The sequence below is a fragment of the Halomonas sp. 11-S5 genome (assembly GCF_029889825.1).
Lineage (GTDB): Bacteria > Pseudomonadota > Gammaproteobacteria > Pseudomonadales > Halomonadaceae > Halomonas.
In genome coordinates this window covers 1-19,377 of the sequence record NZ_JARANW010000022.1, presented here as the reverse complement: position 1 = coordinate 19,377, position 19,377 = coordinate 1, and the positions used below count along the sequence as shown (strand labels likewise).

Genomic DNA, 19,377 nt, shown 5'->3' with positions numbered 1-19,377 from the left:
ATAGCCATCGATTCTGTCACGCGGCCGGCCGCCAGGCCAGCGCCCTGCCTGTACGTCTTGCACCCCGACACGACAGACTCGAAGATGGTCCCGATCCCTCAGGAAAAGTACCGCCATGCTGCCCGCTTCCAATACCGAAGACGCCCGGCACGATGCAAACCTGCAAGCCATTGTCTCTCTGGCTCGGCAACAGGAGAATCTGGCGGCCCTGTGGCTCTATGGCTCCAGGGCCCGGGGGGATCATCACCCCCACAGCGACTATGACCTGGCGGTGGCCTTCACCACCTGGACCGATGAGCCACTAGAGAGACGCCTGCGCCCCGAACTGCTGGCGCTGGAGTGGCAGCGCGAGCTGGCTCTCGAAGACGGCATGCTGAGCGTCGTCGATCTGGCCATTGCCCCCATTCCGTTAGGCTGGAGCATCCTCAGCCAGGGCCACCTATTGATCGATCGCTACCCTCAGATCCGCATGCGTCAGGAATCACGCATCCTGTCGCGGTGGGAGATTGATTACCTTCACCCGGAGGGCATCCATGCCTGACATGCCGCGCCAGAGCGCCTATCTGGAGGCCCAGCGCCAGCACCTGACCGAATGCGAACAGGATATCGCCGAGCTTGCCAACCTCCTGACCCAGCGCCCCTGGCGTCGACTCGAGCGACATGCCGCAGAACGCACCCTGCAGATCCTCATCGAGTCCTGCATCGGGCTGGCAAAGCACTGGACTCGGCTGGAGACCGGGCAGGTCTGTCGAGATGCTGCAACGGGTTTCGAGCGACTGAGCGACGCAGGAAAGATCGATGCCAAGACCCCGTGGCGCCGCATCATTGGCCTGCGCAACGTGCTGGTCCACGACTATCTCGAAGTGAACCCGGAGATCGTGGAAAGCGTCATCAGCAACGAGCACTATCAGGCCATGCTGGATTTCGGTCGCTCGGCACTGAATGTCCTGGAACAGTCCAGGTAACGAGATTCGTGCCGAGCATACCGCCTCGAGCAGGCCCGGTAAGCGACAGCGCACCGGGCAGTCCAGGCAACCCATCGGGAAGGCCGATCAGTCGAACACCACCTTGGCCACGTCACGGTAGCGGCCGGCGAAATGCACCGTCATGCCCTCCTTGAGGTAGTCGGGCAGCTCGTCGAAGTCACGCCGGTTGGCCTCGGGCAGGATCAGCTCGAAGATGTCACTGCGCCGGGCGGCGATCACCTTCTCGCGGATGCCGCCCACCGGCAGCACCTGGCCGGTCAGGGTCAGCTCGCCGGTCATCGCCAGCGGCCGGTCGATGGCGCGGTGCCGGGCCAGCGACAGCAGCGCGGTGGCCATGGTCACCCCGGCGGAGGGGCCATCCTTGGGCGTGGCCCCTTCCGGCACGTGAAGGTGCACGAAGGCCGAGTCGAAGAAGTCCGCATCGGCGCCGTACTCGCCCAGATGGCCGAGCACGTAGCTGTAGGCGATGTTGGCCGACTCCTTCATGACGTCGCCGAGCTGGCCGGTGAGCTTGAAGCCGCGGTCCAGGGCGTGCACCTTGCCGGCCTCGATGGAGAGCGTGGCGCCGCCCATGGCGGTCCAGGCCAGGCCGGTGACCACGCCCTCGCCCTGCATCACCTGCTCCTTGCGGAAGATCGGTGCACCCAGATAGTCCTCGAGGTTGTTCACCGAGACCCGCACCGACTGCTGATCGTTCTCCAGCAGTTTCACGGCCGCCTTGCGCACGATGCGATGCAGCTGCTTCTCGAGCTGACGCACCCCGGCCTCGCGGGCGTAGCCCTCGATCACCTGGCGCAGCGCCGCCTCGGTGAGGTTGATGCGCTTCTTGGGCATGCGGTCGCGCTTGAGCAGCTTGGGCCACAGGTGGTGCTTGGCGATGGCCACCTTCTCCTCGGCGATGTAGCCGGAGAGGCGGATCTGCTCCATGCGATCCAGCAGCGCCGGGGGGATCGCGTCCAGGGTGTTGGCGGTACACACGAACAGCACCTTGGAAAGATCCACGCGCACGTCGAGGTAGTGGTCGAGGAAGTCGACGTTCTGCTCCGGGTCGAGCACCTCGAGCAGTGCCGAGGCCGGGTCGCCCTGGAAGGACTGCCCCATCTTGTCGATCTCGTCGAGCATGATCACCGGGTTCTCGACCTCGACCTCCTTGAGGGCCTGGGCGAGCTTGCCGGGCATGGCACCGATGTAGGTGCGGCGATGCCCCTTGATCTCGGCCTCGTCGCGCATGCCGCCCACCGAGAAACGGTAGAACTCGCGGCCCAGGGCATCGGCGATGGAGCGCCCCACCGAGGTCTTGCCGACCCCGGGGGGACCGACCAGCAGCAGGATGGAGCCGCCCACGTCGCCCTTGAAGGTGCCCTCGGCGAGGAACTCGACGATCCGCTCCTTGACGTCCTTGAGGCCGTCGTGGTCGCGGTCGAGCACCGAGCGGGCGTGGGCCAGGTCGAGCTGGTCCTGGCTGCGCACCCCCCAGGGCATGGCGGTGAGCCAGTCCAGGTAGTTGCGGGTGGTGCCGTATTCCGGCGAGCCGGTCTCCAGCACCGAGAGCTTGTCGAGCTCGTCGTCGATGCGCTCCATGACCCGCTCCGGCACCACGCGCCCCTCGAGGCGGGCGCGGAAGGTGTCGACATCGTTCTCGCGGTCATCCTTGGAGATGCCCAGTTCGCGCTGGATCACCTTGAGCTGCTCGCGCAGGAAGAACTCCCGCTGGCGCTCCTGCATCTGGGCATTGACCTGGTCGCTGATCTCGCTCTGCAGCTGGGCGACCTCGATCTCCTTGCGCAGCAGCGGCAGTACCTTCTGCATGCGGGCCATCACCGGCAGGGTCTCCAGCACGTCCTGCAGCTCGGGGCCCTTGGCCGAGGTGATGGCCGCGGCGAAGTCGGTCAGCGGGCCCGGCTCGTGGGGGCTGAAGCGGTTCAGGTAGTGCTTGAGCTCCTCGCCGTAGAGCGGGTTGATCGGCAGCAGCTCCTTGATGCCGTTGATCAGCGCCATGGCATAGGCGCGGGTCTCGTCCGCTTCGGCGTCCACCGGCTCGCGGGGGTAGCTCACCTCCACCAGGTAGGGCGGCGTACGGGAGAGCCAGCGCCGGATGCGAAAGCGGCGCACGCCCTGGGCGATGAACTGGATCTGCTGCTCCTCGCCCTGCAGCTTGTGCACCCGCACCGCGGTACCGGTCTCGGGGAAATCCTCGCCGCCGAGCTCCTCGACCCCGGTCTCGCCGACGAAGGCCAGGCCCACGGTATGGTGCGGCGTGTTGCCGACGCGGCGGATGGTCTCCTCCCAGCGCTCGCGGTTGACCACCAGCGGCTGGACCTGGGCGGGAAAGAAGGGCCGGTTGTGGATCGGCAGCAGGTAGATGCGCTCGGGCAGGGAGTCGCTGGCGGGCACCACCGCGTGGTGGTTGTCCTCGCCCGGCCGCTCATCGTACGGGGAGTCGTCGGCGTTGGCCTGGATCCAGTCCAGGCCATCCTGTGCTTCGTGATCGTCGCTCATGCGTTCCTCGTCCTGGATCGCCGGGATGGATTCCCGGGGCTGCCCTCAGCAATGCGGGCACCGGCGCCCGACTTCAAGTCACTGTAGCCGCTCGAGGGCCGGCGGCAGCGGGCGACCGTTGATCCGCACCCGGCCGCGCACCACGTCGATCTCCAGGTCCTGGGTATCCAGCGGCAGGCCGAGCCACAGGGCCACCACCTTGGGCACCTGGTCCCAGGTGAGGTCACCGTAGAGCCGCGCCCGCCAGCGGGCCTGCTCGCTGGCCTGTTCATCGGGATCACCGAGTGCGACCAGGCTCAGCGCCTCGAGCCGGCGCGCATCGAAGAACAGCGCCCCGTCGCCCTGCGCGTCCAGCCCCAGCATCGGGCTGTCCAGGGCGATGGCATGGATGTCCAGGCGTGGCGAGTCCTGGAGCATGGCCAACAGCTGCGGCTCCAGCCGCGCGAGCAGCTCGCGGCCATCCTGGGCGGCAGTGCCTCGGGCCGCCTCGTCGCGCAGCACGGCCAGCACGCTGCGCAGGGCGTCGGCGTTGATCCGCGACAGCTCCAGGGCGACGCGACCGGTGAGCAGCACCTGCTCCGCCGTCACCAGTCGGTCCAGGATCAGCTCGCTGTCGACGCGCAGCTCCTGCTCGTCGAGGACCGTGCGGCTGTGCAGGACCAGCCCATGGGCATCCAGCTCGAGGTCCGGCTGATGCCAGGCCAGTCGCTCCACCTTCAGCAAGTCCTGCTGCCGGAAGTGGTAGGCGCCCTCGGTATAGGTATAGCGGCTCTCCAGGGTGGTCGGCCCCGCTTCCAGGGTGACCGGGCCATCGCTGAGCCGCCAGGACGCGAGACTGGCCTGAAGCCGCCAGTCGCCGTAGACGCCGCCGAAGGTGATCCGCCCGCCGCGGAAGTCGAGCTCGCGCCCCTCCTGGCTGACGATGAAGGGCGCCAGCTCGAGCCGCCCCTCCAGGGTGGCGCCGAGGGTACGGTAGCGGGCCTGCCAGGTGGGCGGGGTCGAGGGCAGGGCGTCGCCGAACAGGCGCCGGTCGCCCGGCCCGAAATGCGGCCTCAGCTCGCCGTCGATGCGGGTGCTTATCACCCCGTGACGCGCCACGTAGGGCAGCTCCAGGTGCCAGGCCTGGCCGAAGCGGGGGGTCAGGTGGAGGGTGCCACGGGACTCGAGCCAGCCGCGCTCGACGTCGCTGCGCTTCACCGCGAGCTCCCCCCGAGCGGCGAGGTCATCCAGGGCCCTGGCGAGTTCGCGCTCGAAGAACACGCCGGAGAAGTACTGGGCGACGGCCCAGAGCAGTGCCAGCCCGACTAGCAGCGGGACGATCAGTCGTTCCTTGCGCATCATGCCGCTCCTTACCCGCGCCTTGTCCGTTCACCCTTGCGTCGTCGGGACGCTGGAAAACTTTCAGTGCCGCCGGATCAATGGAGCCAGAACCACAGGTGCATGGTACTCCATGCATACACGGCGGCGAGGACATCGTCGATCATGATGCCGAAGCCGCCGGCCACCCGCCGGTCCGCCCAGCGGATCGGCCAGGGCTTGAAGACATCGAAGATGCGGAAGATCACGAACCCCCAGAGGGCGGCTTCCCAGGAGAAAGGCACGGCCGCCATGGTCAGCCAGTAGCCGACGAACTCGTCCCAGACGATGCCCGAGTGGTCGTGGACCCCCAGGTCGCGGGAGGTCTTGTCGCACAGCCAGATACCCCAGAAAAAGGTCACCGCCACCAGGCCCAGGTACCAGCCCAGCGGCAGCTCGGAGAGCAGCCAGTAGAAGGGAATCGCGGCCAGGGTGCCGAAGGTGCCGGGCGCGAAGGGCACGGTGCCACTGCCCAGCCCGAAGGCCAGGAAGTGCACGGGGCGTCGCCAGACGCTGGCGGGAGCCTGATTCATGGCGCGGCGCCTCCCGAAAAGTGCTGCCAGCCCCGCTCGCCGGTGACCGTCACGCCCTGCACACCGGGTTCGTCGCTGAAATAGCCGATCACCGTGAGGGCCAGGCCCAGGGCGGCCAGCCGGGCGCGGGCCGCGTCGAGGTGTTCGGGGGGCAGGCCGAGCAGCAGCTCGTAGTCATCACCGCCGTGGAGCCCCGCCTCGCGGGCCCCCTCCTCGCCCAGCGCCGCCACCAGGCCCTCGGCCAGGGGCAGCGTGTCGGGCGTCAGCTCGGCCCCGACGCCCGAGGCCTCGAGGACATGCCCGAGGTCGGCCAGCAGGCCGTCGGAGATATCGATGGCGGCGCTGGCCAGGCCGCGCATGGCCAGGCCCGCCGCCAGGCGCGGCAGCGGGTGGAGGTAGCGCCTGAGCAGCGGATGGTCGGTGTCCCGCTCGCCACGCCGCCACAGGGCCAGCCCTCCGGCCCCGCCCCCCAGCGCACCGGTCACCGCCAGCAGGTCACCCGGCCGAGCCCCGCTGCGGGTCAGCGCCTGCCCGGGGGGCACCTCGCCCATCACCGTCACGCCGATGGCCAGTTCGCCGCGGGTCACGTCGCCGCCCACCAGGGCCGTGCCGGTGGCATCGCAGAGGGCATGGAAGCCGCGAGCGAACTCCCCCAGCCAGGCATCGTCATCGGCCGCCGGCAGGGTCAGCGACATCAGGCACCAGCGGGCACGGGCGCCCATGGCGGCGAGGTCGCTCAGGCTGACCGCCAGCGCCCGGTGGCCGACCGCCACGGCCGGGGCATCCTCGGGAAAGTGGATGCCGGCCACCGAGGTATCCACGCTGACCGCCAGCCGCTGCCCGGGGGTCGGGGCCAGCAGGGTGCAGTCGTCCCCCACGCCCAGGGTCACGCCGGCCTCCGCCCCCGGCGGGTCGGGAGTGAAGAAGCGGGTGATGAGTTCGAATTCGCTGTGCATCAGGGGCGGGCCTTCAGCGGCGGCGAGCGGTGACCTCGGCGGATCTCAGCCGCCCGGCGAGCTTGTCGAGGATGCCGTTGACGTACTTGTGCCCGTCGGTGGCACCGAAGGACTTGGCCAGCTCGACCCCTTCGTTGATCACCGCGCGATAGGGCACCTCGAGGCGACGGGAAAGCTCGTAGGCGCCCAGGCGCAGGATCGCCAGCTCGATGGGATCGAGGTCCTCGAGACGCCGGTCGAGCAGCGGCGCGATGGCGGCATCGAGCTCCCGGCGCTGGTTCGCCACGTTGTGCAGCAGCTCGTGGAAGAGCGCCAGGTCGGCGATCTCCATGACCTTATGCCAGTTCTCGTGGTCCTCGAGATCGTCGTCGGCCACCTGGCTGCGGAACTCGGACTCCACGGCGCTGATCGACTTCCCGGTCATCTGCCACTGGTAGAGGCCCTGCACCGCCAGTTCACGGGCCGCATGGCGGGACTGCTGGGCCTTCGACGGGGCCCGCGGGCGCTCGCCGCTCATGCCTCACCCCCGTCGTCGGCATCATCGCCGAAGCAGCGCAGCAGCGAGACCATCTCCATGGCCGCCATGGCCGCCTCGGCGCCCTTGTTGCCGGCCTTGGTGCCGGCGCGCTCGATGGCCTGCTCGATGGACTCGACGGTCAGCACGCCGTTGGCCACCGGGGTGTCGAACTCCAGCTGCAGGTGGCCCATGGCGGTGTTGCAGCCGCCGGCGACGTACTCAAAGTGCGGGGTGCCACCGCGGATCACCGCCCCCAGGGCGATCACCGCGTCGGGGCGTGCTACCTGCAGCACGCGCTTGATGGCCAGCGGCAGCTCCCAGGCGCCGGGCACGTGGACGATATCGATGCCCTGCGGATCGACGCCATGGCGCACCAGGCTGTCCACGGCGCCCTCGACCAGGCTGTCCACTACATGATGATTGAAGCGGCCGACCACGATCACGTAGCGGCCATCGACGTCGACGAAGCTGCCTTCGACTTGGGAAATCGGTTGCATGGTTCGGTGTCCTGAGAGATCCGGGGCTTGAAGGTCCGGCAGGCATGGCCATCGGGGCCATGCCGTAGTGTGAAAGGCGACAGCGCTAGTCGTCGTCCTGCCCGGCGGTCGCCTGCTCGCCGGGCTCGAGTCGCTCCACCACCTCGAGGTCGAAGCCGGAGAGCGCCGAGAACTTCCAGGGCGAGCTCAGCAGGCGCATCCTGCCCACCCCCAGGTGGCGCAGGATCTGCGAGCCGGTGCCGATGGTCAGGTAGTTGCCGGCGCCGTCGGAGTCGCTGGTGCGCGGCGGCCGACGGCGCTCCAGGAACACCTCGAGCAGGTCATGGAGATCCTGGCGCGGGCGCCCGTCGTCGAGCAGCACGAAGACCCCGTGATCGGCCCGCGCCACCTCGGCAACCGCCTGCTGGGCGGTCCAGCTCGGCTTGTCGCCCTTCTGCAGGGCGAGCAGATCGCGCATCACGTTGGCCAGGTGCACGCGCACCGTGGTCAGCGCCTCGGGGTGCGGGTGGCCCTTGACCAGCGCCAGGTGATGGGCGCCCTGGATGCTGTCGCGGAAGACGTGCAGGTTGAGCTCACCGAAGGCGGTCTGCACCGGCGTCGATTCCACCGGCTGCACGGTCTGCTCGTTGTGGATGCGATAGTGGATGAGGTCGGCGATGGTGCCCATCTTCAGGCCATGCTCGACGGCGAAGCGCTCGAGCTCCGCCCGGCGGGCCATGCTGCCGTCCTCGTTCATGACCTCGCAGATCACGCCGCTGGGGTCGAGGCCGGCCAGGGCGGCGAGATCGCAAGCCGCCTCGGTATGGCCGGCGCGGCGCAGCACGCCGCCGGGCTCGGCCATCAGCGGGAAGATGTGGCCGGGCTGGACGATGTCGGCGGCAACCGCATCGCGGGCGACCGCGGCGCGCACGGTGCGTGCCCGGTCGGCGGCGGAGATGCCGGTGGTCACGCCCTCGGCGGCCTCGATGGAGAGGGTGAACTTGGTCCCGAAGCCGGAGCCGTTGTCGCGCACCATCAGCGGCAGCTGGAGACGCTCGCAACGCTCGCGGGTCATCGGCAGGCAGATCAGGCCCCTGGCGTGGCGCGCCATGAAGTTGATGTGCTCGGCCTCGACCTTCTCGGCGGCCATGATGATGTCGCCTTCGTTCTCGCGATCCTCGTCATCCATCAGGATCACCATCCGGCCCTGACGGATGTCCTCGACCAGTTCTTCGATGGGGGCCAGGCCCCCGGATGAGGCGTGCACCATGGAGTCTCCATTGATTCAGCGTGGTGGCTGTCGTCATCCGACGACGAGCGGGTCGCCATCGGGCGTCGCCACCTCGAAACCGCGTCAGGGTACCGTGGCGCGTCGTCGGGCGCCAGTAAACAGCCGCGTCGTCGGGCGCCAGTTCTGAAGGGCCAAGCGGCCAAGCGGCCAGGCGGAGTCTCAAGTAGAAAGTAACAAGAATCCCCTTGCCCCTTGCCCCTTGCCACTTGCTACTCGACCCTTGGCTGCTCGGCGCTTGTAGCTCACCGCGGCCGGGCGGTAATCCGCCAATCCTGGCCCACGGCGCGGATATCGAGGATCTCCAGCCCCTTCTGCTGGGCCATCAGGGTCAGGCCCGGCAGCGCGAAGAGCGGACGCGCCTCGCCGCCGAGCAGGGTCGGCGCCACGAACAGCTGCATCTCGTCGATCAGACCGGCCTCGAGCATGGCACCGGCCAGCGTCGCCCCGGTCTCCAGCAGCACCTCGTTGGCCTGCTCGGCCTCGGCCAGGTGGCGCAGCAGAGCATCGAGGTCGACGCGGCCGTCGGGGCCCGCGGGCATCGCCACCACCTCGGCGCCGGCGGCCTGGAGCCTTTTGCGCCGCTCGGGCTCGTGGTCGACCAGGGTGGCCACCAGGGTGCGGCCGGGCTCGCGCAGGCAGGCCGCGGCCAGCGGCAGGCGCAGCCGGGAGTCCACCACCACGCGCAGCGGCTGGCGGGCGACAAGCGCCTCGCCCTCGGGCAGTTCGAGCTGCTCGGGCCGCACGGTGAGCCGGGCGTTGTCGAAGATGATCGACTCGACCCCGGTGAGGATGGCGCTGGAGCGGGCGCGCAGGCGCTGAACCTCGCGGCGGGCCTGGGGCCCGGTGATCCACTGGGACTCGCCGGAGCGCATGGCGGTGCGGCCGTCGAGGCTCATGGCCATCTTCAGGCGCACGAAGGGGCGGCCGTGGGACATGCGCATCACGAAGCCGGGGTTGAGCGCCAGCGCCTCCTCCTCGAGCAGGCCCACCGCCACCTCGATGCCGGCGGCGCGCAGCCGGGCGATGCCCCGACCGGCGACGCTAGGGTTGGGGTCCTGCATGGCCACCACCACTCGCGCCACGCCGGCCTCGACCAGCGCCAGGGCACAGGGGCCGGTGCGCCCCTGGTGGGAGCAGGGCTCCAGGGTCACGTAGGCGGTGGCGCCGCGGGCACGGTCCCCCGCCGCTCGCAGGGCGTGGATCTCAGCATGGGGTTCGCCGGCCCGCTCGTGCCAGCCCTCGCCGACCACCCGGCCATCCTTGACCAGCACGCAACCCACCCGGGGGTTGGGATCGGTGGTATAGCGCCCGCGGCGCGCCAGCGTCACGGCACGCGCCATCCAGGCCTCGGGGAAGGCGTGCTGCGCCATCAGGCGGCTCCCGACGGGTCCGTGGGGAAGCCGGGCTCCTGGGCCAGGCGGTCGATCTCGGCGCGGAACTCGTCGATGTCCTGGAAGCTGCGATAGACCGAGGCGAAGCGGATGTAGGCCACCTGATCGAGGCGCTTGAGGGCCTGCATGACCTCCTCACCGATGTCCCGGGCGTGGATCTCGCGCTCGCCCCGGGCGCGCAGGTTCTGGCGAATGCGCTCCACCGCCACCTCGATGGACTCGGCACTGACCGGGCGCTTCTCCAGCGCCCGGAGCATGCCGGCGCGCAGCTTGGTCTCGTCGAATACCTCCCGCGTGCCATCGGACTTGATCACTCGCGGCATCACCAGCTCGGCGGTCTCGTAGGTGGTGAAGCGCTCGCCACAGGCCGCGCACTGGCGCCGCCGCCGTACCTGGTCGCCATCCGCCACCAGGCGAGAATCGGTCACGCGCGTGTCGTTGGCGCCACAGAAGGGGCAATGCATAGGGATAAACCCGAGGTCGATGGAAAGGCTGTCGCTGCATTGTAACGGTTCGCAAGGAAGGCGCCCAGCGACTGCCGGCCCGGAGGCAGGGCAATACTGCTATCTACGATTGCCCTGCGGTCCGGGGGGAACCAGTGGTTCCCGTGCTAGCCATCGCCCTGCATGTCCATCGGTTGCACCCGCCTCACCGGAGCCTCGACACTCAGGGTCTCGCCATTGTCGAGTGTCAGGGTGAACTCGACACGCTCGCCCTCGGCCGGGGGCCTGGCCAGCTCGAAGAACATCAGGTGCCAGCCGCCTGGTGCCAGCCGCACGGTCTCGCCGGCCGGCACCGGGATCGTCTCGACCTGACGCATCTGCATCACGCCATCCACCATCACGTGGTTGTGCAGCTCCAGGCTGCCGGCCAGGGGCGAGCTGCCCCCGACCAGCGCCAGGTCCGCCTCGCCCGGGTTGGTAAGCTCCATGAAGGCGGCGGTGGTGGGCGACCCCGGCGGCACCGCCCGCACCCGGGCCTCCTCGACGGTAAGGGACTGGGCCAGGGCGGTGGCGCTGAACAGCGAAAACAGGACCAGCGGTAGGGCAGCGATGCGCATGTCGGTTGACTCCATGGGCTCAGGGGGACACATCGAGCTTACCCTGCCTCGACGTAGACGGGGAGCGGGATGCGACATCGCGTCCCGCCGGCAGCCGGGGCGATTAATCCACGCCTAATGACCTCGTGGCAGGATGGGAACTACCGGGCCCCCGGCAGGTCTCCACGACACCCCTTCATGACACCCCTTCATAACCTCCTTCATAACCTCTCTTTATAACAGGACATTGCGATGCGAACTCTATTCCTCTCCCTGACGGCCGGCCTGGTCACGCTCTCGCTGACCTCGGCGCTCGCCGCCGACGACCACTGGCCGGCGCCGGTCCAAGCGCTGGTAGACCAGGGCCTGGAGATCCACGGCGAATTCGCGGCCCCGGGCGGGCTCAGCGGCTACGCCGCCAGCCACCGGGGCCGCGAGATGGCCATCTACCTCACGCCGGACGGCGACCATGCCGTGGTCGGCACCCTGCTCGATGCCGAGGGCAACGACCTCTCCGCCGCGCCGCTGGACGAGCACGTGCGCAGCGGCCAGGAGGCCGAGGTGTGGCAGCGGCTCGAGGAGAGCCACTGGATCCAGGACGGCGACCCGCAGGCAGCACGCGTGATCTACACCTTCACCGACCCCAACTGCCCCTACTGCGCCCGCTTCCACGCGCAGAGCCGCCCCTGGGTCGAGGCCGGCAAGGTGCAGCTGCGCCACATCATGGTCGGCATCCTGCGCAGCGACAGCCCGGCCAAAGCGGCCGCCCTGCTCGGCGCCGAAGATCCCGCCGCGGCGCTACAGGCACACCAGGCCAGTGACAGCGGCATCGCCGCCGCTGCCCAGCCCCGCGAGATCGAGGAGCAGGTCTACGCCAACAACCAGCTCTTCGAGGGCCTGGGGCTGATGGCCACGCCCACCACCTACTACCGCAACGAGGCCGGCCGCCTGGAGAAGGTCGAGGGAGCGCCCGACGCAGCACGCCTCGAGGCGATGATGGGCGCGCCGCGCCCCTAAGGCGGCGCGACGCGCCACCATGACGACCCTCCCGCCGGCAGGGCCGACGGGGGATGGCGCGCCAGGCCGATCAGCGGCCGGCGGGGATCGCCCGGGCCAGGAACCAGCCGGCCACCATGGCCACCAGCATGGCGACAAGCGGGCCGGTGAGCCCGGCGATAGAGGCGAAGGCCGGACCCGGGCAGTAACCGGAGAGCCCCCAGCCGATGCCGAACAGCGCGGCACCGCCGATCAGGCGGCCGTCCAGGTCCTGCCGGGTAGGCAGCTGGAAACGCTCGCCGAACACCGGATTGGGGCGACGCAGCACCAGTCGGTAGCCGATGAAGTTGGTCACGACGGCACCGCCCAGCACGAACATCAGGGTCGGGTCCCAGGCGCCGGCGACATCCAGGAAACCGAGCACCCGTGCCGGGTCGGTCATGCCGGAGACCGCCAGGCCGAGGCCGAAGATCAGCCCCGCGATATAGCCCATGAGCGTTTTCAAGGTCTCGGTCTTCATGCGCCACCTCCGATCACGTGCCGAACCACGAAGACGGTGATGATCGCCGCCCCCAGGAACGTCAGGGTTGCCACCAGGGAGCGCATCGACAGCCGGGCGAGGCCGCAGACGCCGTGGCCACTGGTACAGCCGCTGCCCAGACCCGTGCCCAGGCCCACCAGCAGGCCGGCCACCAGCATCAGCGGTACACCCCCCGCAGGCGCGCCGACGACCTCGCCGGGGCTGCCGGCCACGTTACCCAGACCACCGCCCAGCAGCATCAGCACGACAGGGCCGCTGATCAGCCCCAGCACGAAGGCCAGCCGCCAGGCGCTGTCCCCCCTGGGACGCGCGGTGATCAAATTGCCGATAATGCCGCTGATGCCGGCGATGCGGCCCAGGGTCGCCATCAGCCAGGTGGCGGACAGGCCGATGAGAATGCCACCGGCCAGTCCCTGCAGGGATGAATTCCAGTCCACGCTTTCTCTCCTCTACTGCATCCAGGAATGCCATTTCTCGAATCGCTGCAATGACCAGCGGTTTTCGCCCCTGCTCGATCAGCGCCATTCGTCGAGGCGTCGAACCGGCAATAAATGCGCTTCGACAACGGCCCTATCGGTCCAGCCGGCTGCCCGGTGCGCTGTCGCTTACCAGGCCTACGGCCGAGGCAAGGCTCGGTAGGCCCGATAAGCCGGAGGCGCATCGGGCGAAAGTTGCCCGGTGCGCTGTCGCTTACCGGGCCTACTGCTGTTGATACCATTCGCGCAATGCATTGCGCTCCCACAGGGCCGCATCGGGCATGGCAAGCTCGCCACTACCCCTGCAGCTCGGCACAACCCCGCGCCAGAGTCTCGTGACTCTCGTCGTGCAACTCACGCCAGGCGTCATAGGTGCTCAGAAACACCCGTCCGGTCAGCTCATGGCAGAACTCGGTGTGCTGCAGCCGGTCCATCACCGGCCCCTTGACCTCGGCCAGATGCAGGGCGACGTCGGCGTCCTTGAGCCGCGCATTGATCGCCTCCAGGCTCTCCAGCGCCGAGGCATCGATGACGTTGACCGCCTGGCAGGCCAGCACGATGTGCTCAAGCGCCGGCTGGCGGGCCGCCAGGGTCATGACGGTGTCCTCCAGATAGCGGGCGTTGGCGAAATAGAGGCTCTCGTCGACCCGCAGGATGGCCAGCTGGTCGTCGGTTTCCACCTGGTGGCGACGCACGTTGCGAAAATGCTCGCTGCCGGGGACCCGCCCCACCACCGCACTGTGGGGGCGGCTGGTACGGTAGAGGTGCAGGCCGAGCGACAGCACCACGCCGACCAGGATGCCGCTCTCCACGCCATGCACCAGCGTCAGGATCAGGGTCGCCAGCATGGCCACGCCGTCGGCACGGGAATACGCCCAGGTGCGCTTGATGGCCGGCAGATCGATCAGGATACCCACGGCGACGATGATGGTGGCGGCCAGCGTCGCCTTGGGCAGGAAGGCCAGGGGGGTGGTCAGGGTCAGCGTCGCCAGGGCGATGCCCAGGGCGGTGAAGGCGCCGGCGAGTGGCGTGACGGCACCGGCCTCGAAGTTGACCACCGACCGGGAGAAACCGCCGGATACCGGCGACCCGCCGCTCGTCCCCGCCCCGATATTGGCCAGCCCCATGGCGATCAGCTCCTGGTTGGGATCGATCCGCTGGCGCCGCTTGGCGGCCAGGGTCTGGGCCACCGAGACCGACTCCACGAAGCCGACGAGGCTGATCAGCACCGCCGCCGGCAGCAAGCTCGACCACAGCGCGGGATCCAGGCTCGGCAGGGCCAGGGACGGTAGGCCGCTGGGCACCTCGCCCACCAGATCCACGCCGCGCTCGCCCAACCCCAGGCTCCAGGCCAGGAGAGTGGTGGCGATTACCGCCGAGACCGGCGCGGCCTTGGCCACCAGGTCGGCGACGGTCGCCGACAGCCCCAGGCGCCTCAGGCCGCCCTTGAGATAGCGCCGGCACACGAGAAGGAACCCCCAGACTCCCAGGCCGATCGCCAGGGTGATGACATTGATGTCATCAAGCCCCGCGACCAGCGCCGACCCCATCTCCACCAGGTTGTGACCGGACGCCTCCACGCCCAGCACATGACGCAGCTGGCTGGCGGCGATCAGGATGCCCGAGGCGGTGACGAAGCCCGAGATCACCGGATGGCTCAGGAAGTTGGCCAGAAACCCCAGCCGCAGCAGCCCCATGGTCAAAAGGACCAGGCCGGAGAGAGCGGCCAGCACCAGGGCCGCGCCGACGTACTCGGCGCTGCCGGGCGCCGCGATGCCGGCGAGCGCCGAGGCGGTCATCAGCGAGGCTACCGCCACAGGCCCCACCGCCAGGGTGGCGCTGGTGCCGAAGAGGGCATAGAGCACCAGCGGCAGCATGCTGGCGTAGAGACCCACCTCCGGCGGCAGGCCAGCCAGCAGCGCATAGGCCAGCGCCTGGGGCACCAGCATGAGGGTGACGATCACCGCCGCCACCAGGTCACGCGCCAGCACATCGCGCCGATAGCCGTGCAGCCAGCCGATCAGGGGAATCCAGCGTGAAGGGATCATTAAGGTCTCGTCATCTGCGGTGAACCCTGTTCAATCGCGGCGAGCCGCCCGGGCCCGTCACTCCTGCCCCTTGAGCATGCCATTCCCGTAGCGCCAGGACGGCGTTATCGCTGTCGTGCGTGGCGCTGTCAGGCCTTGAGCATCTCGCGGATAGGCTGGGGGTCATGGCCCGCGTCATGGGCCGCCGCCAGCAGCGCCGGGATATCGCAGCCAGCCTCCCGGGAGCGAGCCTGTGCCCAGAGGTGCAAGGCCCGCTTTCCGGTCTTGCAGAAAGCCAGGATGGGCGCGGGCAGCCCATCGAGGGCCTGGCCGAAGGCCTCGATATCGGCCTCCGAGTATTCGCCCGGGATGACCGGGATACAGCGCCATTCGAGGCCCAGCTCGGCCGCCCGGGCACTCAGGGCACGGTCGTCGGGATGGTCCTCGGCTTCGCCGGGACGGCGGTTGCAGATCACCGAGCGGAAGCCGCGACGGGCGACCTCATCGAGATCGGCGGGTGTCACGGCACCGGTGATGGCGAAGCCGGGTTCGAGTTCATGGATCTGCATGGGCGCTCTCCTAGGGAGATGATGTCTGGAAAAATGGGCGGTCAGAACGTGTTGATCGGCACCTTGAGGTAGACCTGGCCATTATCTTCTGCCGGCGGCATATGACCGGCGCGCATGTTGACCTGCACCGAAGGCAGGATCAGCCGGGGCATGTCCAGGGTCGCGTCGCGCTCGGTGCGCATCTTGACGAACGCCTCCTCGCTGACCCCTTCGTGGACATGGACGTTGTGGGCGCGCTGCTCGGCCACGCTGGTCTCGTGCTGGTACGCCTCGCGATCCGGCGCCTTGTAGTCATGGCACAGGAACAGTCGGGTCTCGCCCGGCAGCGCCAGCACCTTCTGGATGGAGCGGTAGAGGGTGCGCGCGTCGCCGCCCGGGAAGTCGCAGCGGGCAGTGCCGTAATCGGGCATGAACAGGGTATCGCCGACGAAGGCGGCATCACCGATCACGTAAGTCAAGCAGGCCGGGGTGTGGCCCGGGGTGTGCAGCACCCGCCCTTCCAGGTTGCCGATGGTGAAGCTGTCGCCCTCCTCGAAGAGGCGGTCGAACTGGCTACCGTCGCGGGCGAACTCGGTGCCGGCATTGAAGGCCTTGCCGAAGACATCCTGCACCACGGTGATCTGAGCGCCGATGCCGGTCTTGCCGCCCAGCGTCTCGTGCAGATAGGGCGCGGCGGAGAGGTGGTCGGCGTGAACGTGGGTCTCGAGGACCCACTCCACCTCGAGGGCGTTGTCGCGCACGAAGGCGATGATCGCGTCGGCGGAGCGCACGTCGGTGCGCCCGGCGGCGTAGTCGAAGTCGAGCACCGAATCGAGGATCGCGCAGGCGTGGCTGTCGGGATCCTGCACCACATAGCTGAAGGTGTTGGTCGGCTCGTCGAAGAAGTGGGTCACGATGGGATCAGACATGGCAAACGCTCTCCGTCTGTGTGCTGTCTTGCAGCGATGGCCACAGCTTAAAACAAATTTATGTTCTAAACATAGATTGTTTATGCATATAAAGACTGGGATAGATGTCGCTTCGCAGCCTCTTTGGGGTCACTGGGCAGGAGGGAACGGCCACCGGGAGATCGCATCACCTCTTGGAGCGGCCATGCAGGCGCCATAAACGCCAGTACACCGAGCGGGACGGGACGCCTTGTGCGCTGTCGCTTACCAGGCCTACGGCTGGCTTGCCGGCCCGATAAGCCGGAGGCGCATCAGGCGGAACACCGCTCAGAGCTCGATACGGTCGCCGTAGGCGGGAATCTCTGCCTCGATGTCGCTCCGGGTGAGGGCCGCCTGCAGCGCCTGCTGGGCTCCGGGCTCGCCATGCACCAGATAGAAGCGAGGTCGGTTGCGGAAGGCGCCGGCCCAGCCCAGCAGCTGGGTCTGGCCGGCATGGGCCGAGAAGCCGCCAATGGTGTGAACCCTCGCCTTGACCGCCAGGTCCCGGCCCATCACGCGGATCCGCTCGGCGCCGTCGACGATCTGGCGCCCCACCGTGCCCGCCGCCTGGAAGCCCACGATCACCAGCCGGGTATCAGGTTTCTCCAGGTTGTAGCGGAAGTGGTGGATGATGCGCCCGCCATTGCACATCCCGGCCCCGGCGATGATGATCGCCCCGCCGTGAATGCGGTTGATGGCCATGGACTCCTCCACCGTGCGGGTCATGCGCAGGATCGGCAGGTACTGGCGGGTGTCGCCGCTGGCCGCCACGTTGAGCACCTTGAGGTCCTCGGGATCCAGCGCCTTGCGTGCCCGGTGATAGAGCTCGGTGACACGGATCGCCATGGGGCTGTCCAGGAACACCATCTGCTGGCGCAGCCGCCCCTCGTGGTAGAGCACGCTCAGGTGGTAGAGGATCTCCTGGGTACGCCCCACGGCGAAGGCGGGAATCAGTACGTTGCCGCCGTCGGCATGGGCCTCCTCCAGCACGCGGGCGAACTCCTCGAGGGTGTCCCCCAGGGGCCGATGATCGCGGTCGCCATAGGTGCTCTCCATCAGCACCAGGTCAGCGTCATAGAGCTTCTCGGGATCCTTCATCAGCACCGAGCTGGGATTGCCCAGGTCGCCCGAGAATACCAGGCGCTTCTCTTGCCCCCCGGAGGGCAGGGCCAGCTCGACAATGGCCGAACCGAGGATGTGGCCGGCGTCGCGGAATACCAGGCTGGCCCCGCCCGGCAACCGGGCCGGCTGGCCGTAGGGATGGGTCTCGCAGAGCGCCAGGGTCTGTTCCACGTCCTCCAGCTCGTAGAGCGGTTCGACCAGCGGCTTGCCGTTGCGCTTGCGCCACTTGTTCTCCCACTCGACGTCCTTGGCCATGATGAAGGCGGCGTCCTGCAGCATGATCTCCAGCAGGTCGCGGGTGCCCCGCGTGCAGTGGATCGGCCCGCGATACCCCTCCTTCACCAGCTTGGGCAGCAGCCCCGAGTGATCGAGATGGCCATGGGAGAGCACCACCGCCTCGAGCTCCCGGGGCAGCTTGCCGAAGGACTTGGCGTTGGCCTCGTCGGCATCGCTGCCGCCCTGGTGCAGGCCACACTCCAGCAGCAACTTGTGCGAGCGGCCGTTGCCGTCCAGTTCGATGAGATAGCGCGAGCCGGTAACCTCCTTGACCGCGCCCTGGAAGGTGAGAGTCGACATGGTCTCGCTCCTTATCGCCGAGGAACAGCGTATAGCCGAAGAACAGGGCGGAGACACGGCCCCGGCATGACCCCTTCGTCTCAGCATAACGGATTCCCGACCAGCCGGCGTCATTCACGCCGCTCCTCTTGACCCGGGTCATCCGGCACCGGGTGGCCCATCGACTCACCCGGCTTCGACACCGGAAGAAGAGTGAAGACCCCTGGCCACTGACCGATATTCACTGGCCATTCATGGCCTTTTTTCGCTATGATGAAGGGTAACGACCTCGCCAATACAATGGAAGAAGACAGATGGAATCCACGCCGATACTCGCGCTGGTCATGGGGGTTTCAGGATCAGGAAAGTCGCATATCGGCAAGTTGGTTGCCGAGGCCACCGGGGCCGACTTCATCGATGCCGATGACCACCACAGCCCCACCAGCATCGCCAAGATGTCACGTGGCGAACCCCTCAACGATGGCGACCGGGAAGGCTGGCTCGAGACCCTTGCCGGCTTCTATCGTGACCATGCCAGCCAGGGGCGCTCCTTGGTGATCGGCTGCTCGGCGCTCAAGCGCCGCTACCGCGACCAGCTATGCCAGAGCGCTCCCGACCTGAAGATCCTCTACCTGCATGGCAGCCGCGAGATTCTGCTGGAGCGTCTTCGCGGCCGCAAAGGGCATTTCTTCCAGGGCGAGCATATGCTGGATAGCCAACTTCGTGATCTTGAGCCGCCTGGCGACAGCGAAGCCATCCGCCTGGATGTCGCCCTATCACCCGAGACAATTGTGGAAGAATTCCTGTGTAAATCTCGAGGCTAGTGGTTACGAAGTGGTGAAATTACGCTGCATAGATAGAGCGAAAAGGGAGGCCATCGGCCTCCCTCTTTCTTGCTGCCTTTAAGGCCTTTTTACTTACCTTACAGCGGCCAGATGGCCAACTGCGGCCACAAGAGCAGCGCCGCCAGCATCAGCAGCTGGATCGCCATGAAGGGCAGCACCGAGACATAGATGTCCTTGAGGCTGATCTCCGGCGGCGCCACGCTCTTCAGGTAGAAGGCCGCGGGGCCGAACGGCGGCGACAGGAACGACACCTGCATGTTCACCGCGAACAGGATG

Annotated in this window: 21 protein-coding genes; 4 read left to right on the top strand and 17 right to left on the bottom strand. The window is 68.1% G+C overall.

Translation table 11 applies throughout. The annotated features are described in order from the left end of the window. Positions 1–115 precede the first annotated feature (115 nt). Positions 116–541: a nucleotidyltransferase domain-containing protein gene (locus tag OP497_RS13795; RefSeq protein WP_280549375.1), complete on the top strand. Its 426-nt coding sequence runs from the start codon at positions 116–118 to the stop codon at positions 539–541. Continuing rightward, positions 534–965: a DUF86 domain-containing protein gene (locus OP497_RS13790; protein WP_280549373.1), complete on the top strand. Its 432-nt coding sequence runs from the start codon at positions 534–536 to the stop codon at positions 963–965. The genes OP497_RS13795 and OP497_RS13790 overlap by 8 nt, the downstream gene beginning before the upstream one ends. Before the next feature lie 87 nt (positions 966–1,052). Here OP497_RS13790 and lon read toward each other — a convergent pair whose 3' ends face one another. The 10 genes from lon to OP497_RS13740 form a co-directional block, all read right to left on the bottom strand. Next, positions 1,053–3,485: an endopeptidase La gene (lon, locus tag OP497_RS13785; protein ID WP_280549369.1), complete on the bottom strand. Its 2,433-nt coding sequence runs from the start codon at positions 3,483–3,485 to the stop codon at positions 1,053–1,055. A 78-nt stretch (positions 3,486–3,563) separates the two neighbouring features. Next, entirely contained in the window at positions 3,564–4,823 is a 1,260-nt protein-coding gene (locus tag OP497_RS13780; protein ID WP_280549367.1) for a DUF945 family protein, read from the bottom strand. A gap of 77 nt (positions 4,824–4,900) precedes the next feature. Then, positions 4,901–5,374, bottom strand: coding sequence for a phosphatidylglycerophosphatase A (locus OP497_RS13775; RefSeq protein WP_280549366.1), 474 nt, complete (start codon positions 5,372–5,374; stop codon positions 4,901–4,903). Next, positions 5,371–6,330, bottom strand: a complete 960-nt coding sequence (thiL, locus tag OP497_RS13770; RefSeq protein ID WP_280549363.1) for a thiamine-phosphate kinase — start codon at positions 6,328–6,330, stop codon at positions 5,371–5,373. Before thiL ends, OP497_RS13775 begins: the two co-directional genes overlap by 4 nt. Before the next feature lie 13 nt (positions 6,331–6,343). Then, complete coding sequence (nusB, locus tag OP497_RS13765) at positions 6,344–6,847, bottom strand: transcription antitermination factor NusB (RefSeq protein WP_280549361.1); 504 nt, start codon at positions 6,845–6,847, stop codon at positions 6,344–6,346. Then, entirely contained in the window at positions 6,844–7,344 is a 501-nt protein-coding gene (ribE, locus tag OP497_RS13760; RefSeq protein ID WP_071942097.1) for a 6,7-dimethyl-8-ribityllumazine synthase, read from the bottom strand. Before ribE ends, nusB begins: the two co-directional genes overlap by 4 nt. An 85-nt stretch (positions 7,345–7,429) precedes the next feature. Further along, positions 7,430–8,593 carry a bifunctional 3,4-dihydroxy-2-butanone-4-phosphate synthase/GTP cyclohydrolase II gene (gene ribBA / locus OP497_RS13755; RefSeq protein WP_280549357.1) on the bottom strand — a complete coding sequence of 388 codons (1,164 nt, stop codon included), beginning with the start codon at positions 8,591–8,593 and terminating at the stop codon, positions 7,430–7,432. A 263-nt stretch (positions 8,594–8,856) separates the two neighbouring features. Next, positions 8,857–9,984 carry a bifunctional diaminohydroxyphosphoribosylaminopyrimidine deaminase/5-amino-6-(5-phosphoribosylamino)uracil reductase RibD gene (ribD, locus tag OP497_RS13750; RefSeq protein WP_280549355.1) on the bottom strand — a complete coding sequence of 376 codons (1,128 nt, stop codon included), beginning with the start codon at positions 9,982–9,984 and terminating at the stop codon, positions 8,857–8,859. Then, on the bottom strand, positions 9,984–10,469 hold the full coding sequence (gene nrdR / locus OP497_RS13745) for a transcriptional regulator NrdR (protein ID WP_280549353.1): 486 nt from the start codon (positions 10,467–10,469) through the stop codon (positions 9,984–9,986). Before nrdR ends, ribD begins: the two co-directional genes overlap by 1 nt. A 146-nt stretch (positions 10,470–10,615) precedes the next feature. Further along, positions 10,616–11,065 carry a copper chaperone PCu(A)C gene (locus OP497_RS13740; RefSeq protein ID WP_280549351.1) on the bottom strand — a complete coding sequence of 150 codons (450 nt, stop codon included), beginning with the start codon at positions 11,063–11,065 and terminating at the stop codon, positions 10,616–10,618. 231 nt (positions 11,066–11,296) lie between these two features. On the opposite strand from OP497_RS13740, the gene dsbG reads away from it, so the two are divergent. Next, positions 11,297–12,061: a thiol:disulfide interchange protein DsbG gene (gene dsbG, locus OP497_RS13735; RefSeq protein WP_280549349.1), complete on the top strand. Its 765-nt coding sequence runs from the start codon at positions 11,297–11,299 to the stop codon at positions 12,059–12,061. A 70-nt stretch (positions 12,062–12,131) separates the two neighbouring features. Here the strand turns inward: dsbG and OP497_RS13730 are convergent, their stop codons facing one another. From OP497_RS13730 to OP497_RS13705, 6 genes are all read right to left on the bottom strand, one after another. Beyond that, positions 12,132–12,560, bottom strand: coding sequence for a DUF6691 family protein (locus OP497_RS13730; RefSeq protein ID WP_280549347.1), 429 nt, complete (start codon positions 12,558–12,560; stop codon positions 12,132–12,134). Then, a complete protein-coding gene (locus OP497_RS13725; protein WP_280549345.1) occupies positions 12,557–13,018 on the bottom strand; it encodes a YeeE/YedE family protein in 462 nt (153 codons plus the stop codon). The genes OP497_RS13730 and OP497_RS13725 overlap by 4 nt, the downstream gene beginning before the upstream one ends. 335 nt (positions 13,019–13,353) lie before the next feature. Continuing rightward, positions 13,354–15,105 carry a sulfate permease gene (gene sulP / locus OP497_RS13720; protein ID WP_280549343.1) on the bottom strand — a complete coding sequence of 584 codons (1,752 nt, stop codon included), beginning with the start codon at positions 15,103–15,105 and terminating at the stop codon, positions 13,354–13,356. 128 nt (positions 15,106–15,233) lie between these two features. After that, positions 15,234–15,653, bottom strand: coding sequence for a TIGR01244 family sulfur transferase (locus OP497_RS13715; protein ID WP_280549341.1), 420 nt, complete (start codon positions 15,651–15,653; stop codon positions 15,234–15,236). A gap of 41 nt (positions 15,654–15,694) precedes the next feature. Further along, positions 15,695–16,561 (bottom strand): MBL fold metallo-hydrolase, encoded by an 867-nt coding sequence (locus tag OP497_RS13710; RefSeq protein WP_280549339.1) that lies wholly within the window; start codon positions 16,559–16,561, stop codon positions 15,695–15,697. A gap of 306 nt (positions 16,562–16,867) precedes the next feature. Continuing rightward, positions 16,868–18,277: an MBL fold metallo-hydrolase gene (locus OP497_RS13705; protein WP_280549337.1), complete on the bottom strand. Its 1,410-nt coding sequence runs from the start codon at positions 18,275–18,277 to the stop codon at positions 16,868–16,870. 293 nt (positions 18,278–18,570) lie between these two features. Between OP497_RS13705 and OP497_RS13700 the strand changes: the two genes are divergently transcribed. Then, positions 18,571–19,080 carry a gluconokinase gene (locus OP497_RS13700; RefSeq protein WP_280549335.1) on the top strand — a complete coding sequence of 170 codons (510 nt, stop codon included), beginning with the start codon at positions 18,571–18,573 and terminating at the stop codon, positions 19,078–19,080. Between the two features lie 98 nt (positions 19,081–19,178). On the opposite strand, the gene OP497_RS13695 is transcribed toward OP497_RS13700, so the two are convergent. Then, positions 19,179–19,377, bottom strand: a 199-nt coding sequence (locus OP497_RS13695) for a TRAP transporter large permease subunit (RefSeq protein ID WP_280549333.1), incomplete at its 5' end; no start/stop codon positions are given.

What these genes read in the sequence shown, in the direction of transcription:
- OP497_RS13795 (WP_280549375.1), top strand. Translation starts at nt 116, where the DNA reads ATGCTGCCCGCTTCCAATACCGAAGACGCCCGGCACGATGCAAACCTG.
- OP497_RS13790 (WP_280549373.1), top strand. Translation starts at nt 534, where the DNA reads ATGCCTGACATGCCGCGCCAGAGCGCCTATCTGGAGGCCCAGCGCCAG.
- lon (WP_280549369.1), bottom strand. Translation starts at nt 3,485, where the DNA reads ATGAGCGACGATCACGAAGCACAGGATGGCCTGGACTGGATCCAGGCC.
- OP497_RS13780 (WP_280549367.1), bottom strand. Translation starts at nt 4,823, where the DNA reads ATGCGCAAGGAACGACTGATCGTCCCGCTGCTAGTCGGGCTGGCACTG.
- OP497_RS13775 (WP_280549366.1), bottom strand. Translation starts at nt 5,374, where the DNA reads ATGAATCAGGCTCCCGCCAGCGTCTGGCGACGCCCCGTGCACTTCCTG.
- thiL (WP_280549363.1), bottom strand. Translation starts at nt 6,330, where the DNA reads ATGCACAGCGAATTCGAACTCATCACCCGCTTCTTCACTCCCGACCCG.
- nusB (WP_280549361.1), bottom strand. Translation starts at nt 6,847, where the DNA reads ATGAGCGGCGAGCGCCCGCGGGCCCCGTCGAAGGCCCAGCAGTCCCGC.
- ribE (WP_071942097.1), bottom strand. Translation starts at nt 7,344, where the DNA reads ATGCAACCGATTTCCCAAGTCGAAGGCAGCTTCGTCGACGTCGATGGC.
- ribBA (WP_280549357.1), bottom strand. Translation starts at nt 8,593, where the DNA reads ATGGTGCACGCCTCATCCGGGGGCCTGGCCCCCATCGAAGAACTGGTC.
- ribD (WP_280549355.1), bottom strand. Translation starts at nt 9,984, where the DNA reads ATGGCGCAGCACGCCTTCCCCGAGGCCTGGATGGCGCGTGCCGTGACG.
- nrdR (WP_280549353.1), bottom strand. Translation starts at nt 10,469, where the DNA reads ATGCATTGCCCCTTCTGTGGCGCCAACGACACGCGCGTGACCGATTCT.
- OP497_RS13740 (WP_280549351.1), bottom strand. Translation starts at nt 11,065, where the DNA reads ATGCGCATCGCTGCCCTACCGCTGGTCCTGTTTTCGCTGTTCAGCGCC.
- dsbG (WP_280549349.1), top strand. Translation starts at nt 11,297, where the DNA reads ATGCGAACTCTATTCCTCTCCCTGACGGCCGGCCTGGTCACGCTCTCG.
- OP497_RS13730 (WP_280549347.1), bottom strand. Translation starts at nt 12,560, where the DNA reads ATGAAGACCGAGACCTTGAAAACGCTCATGGGCTATATCGCGGGGCTG.
- sulP (WP_280549343.1), bottom strand. Translation starts at nt 15,105, where the DNA reads ATGATCCCTTCACGCTGGATTCCCCTGATCGGCTGGCTGCACGGCTAT.
- OP497_RS13715 (WP_280549341.1), bottom strand. Translation starts at nt 15,653, where the DNA reads ATGCAGATCCATGAACTCGAACCCGGCTTCGCCATCACCGGTGCCGTG.
- OP497_RS13710 (WP_280549339.1), bottom strand. Translation starts at nt 16,561, where the DNA reads ATGTCTGATCCCATCGTGACCCACTTCTTCGACGAGCCGACCAACACC.
- OP497_RS13705 (WP_280549337.1), bottom strand. Translation starts at nt 18,277, where the DNA reads ATGTCGACTCTCACCTTCCAGGGCGCGGTCAAGGAGGTTACCGGCTCG.
- OP497_RS13700 (WP_280549335.1), top strand. Translation starts at nt 18,571, where the DNA reads ATGGAATCCACGCCGATACTCGCGCTGGTCATGGGGGTTTCAGGATCA.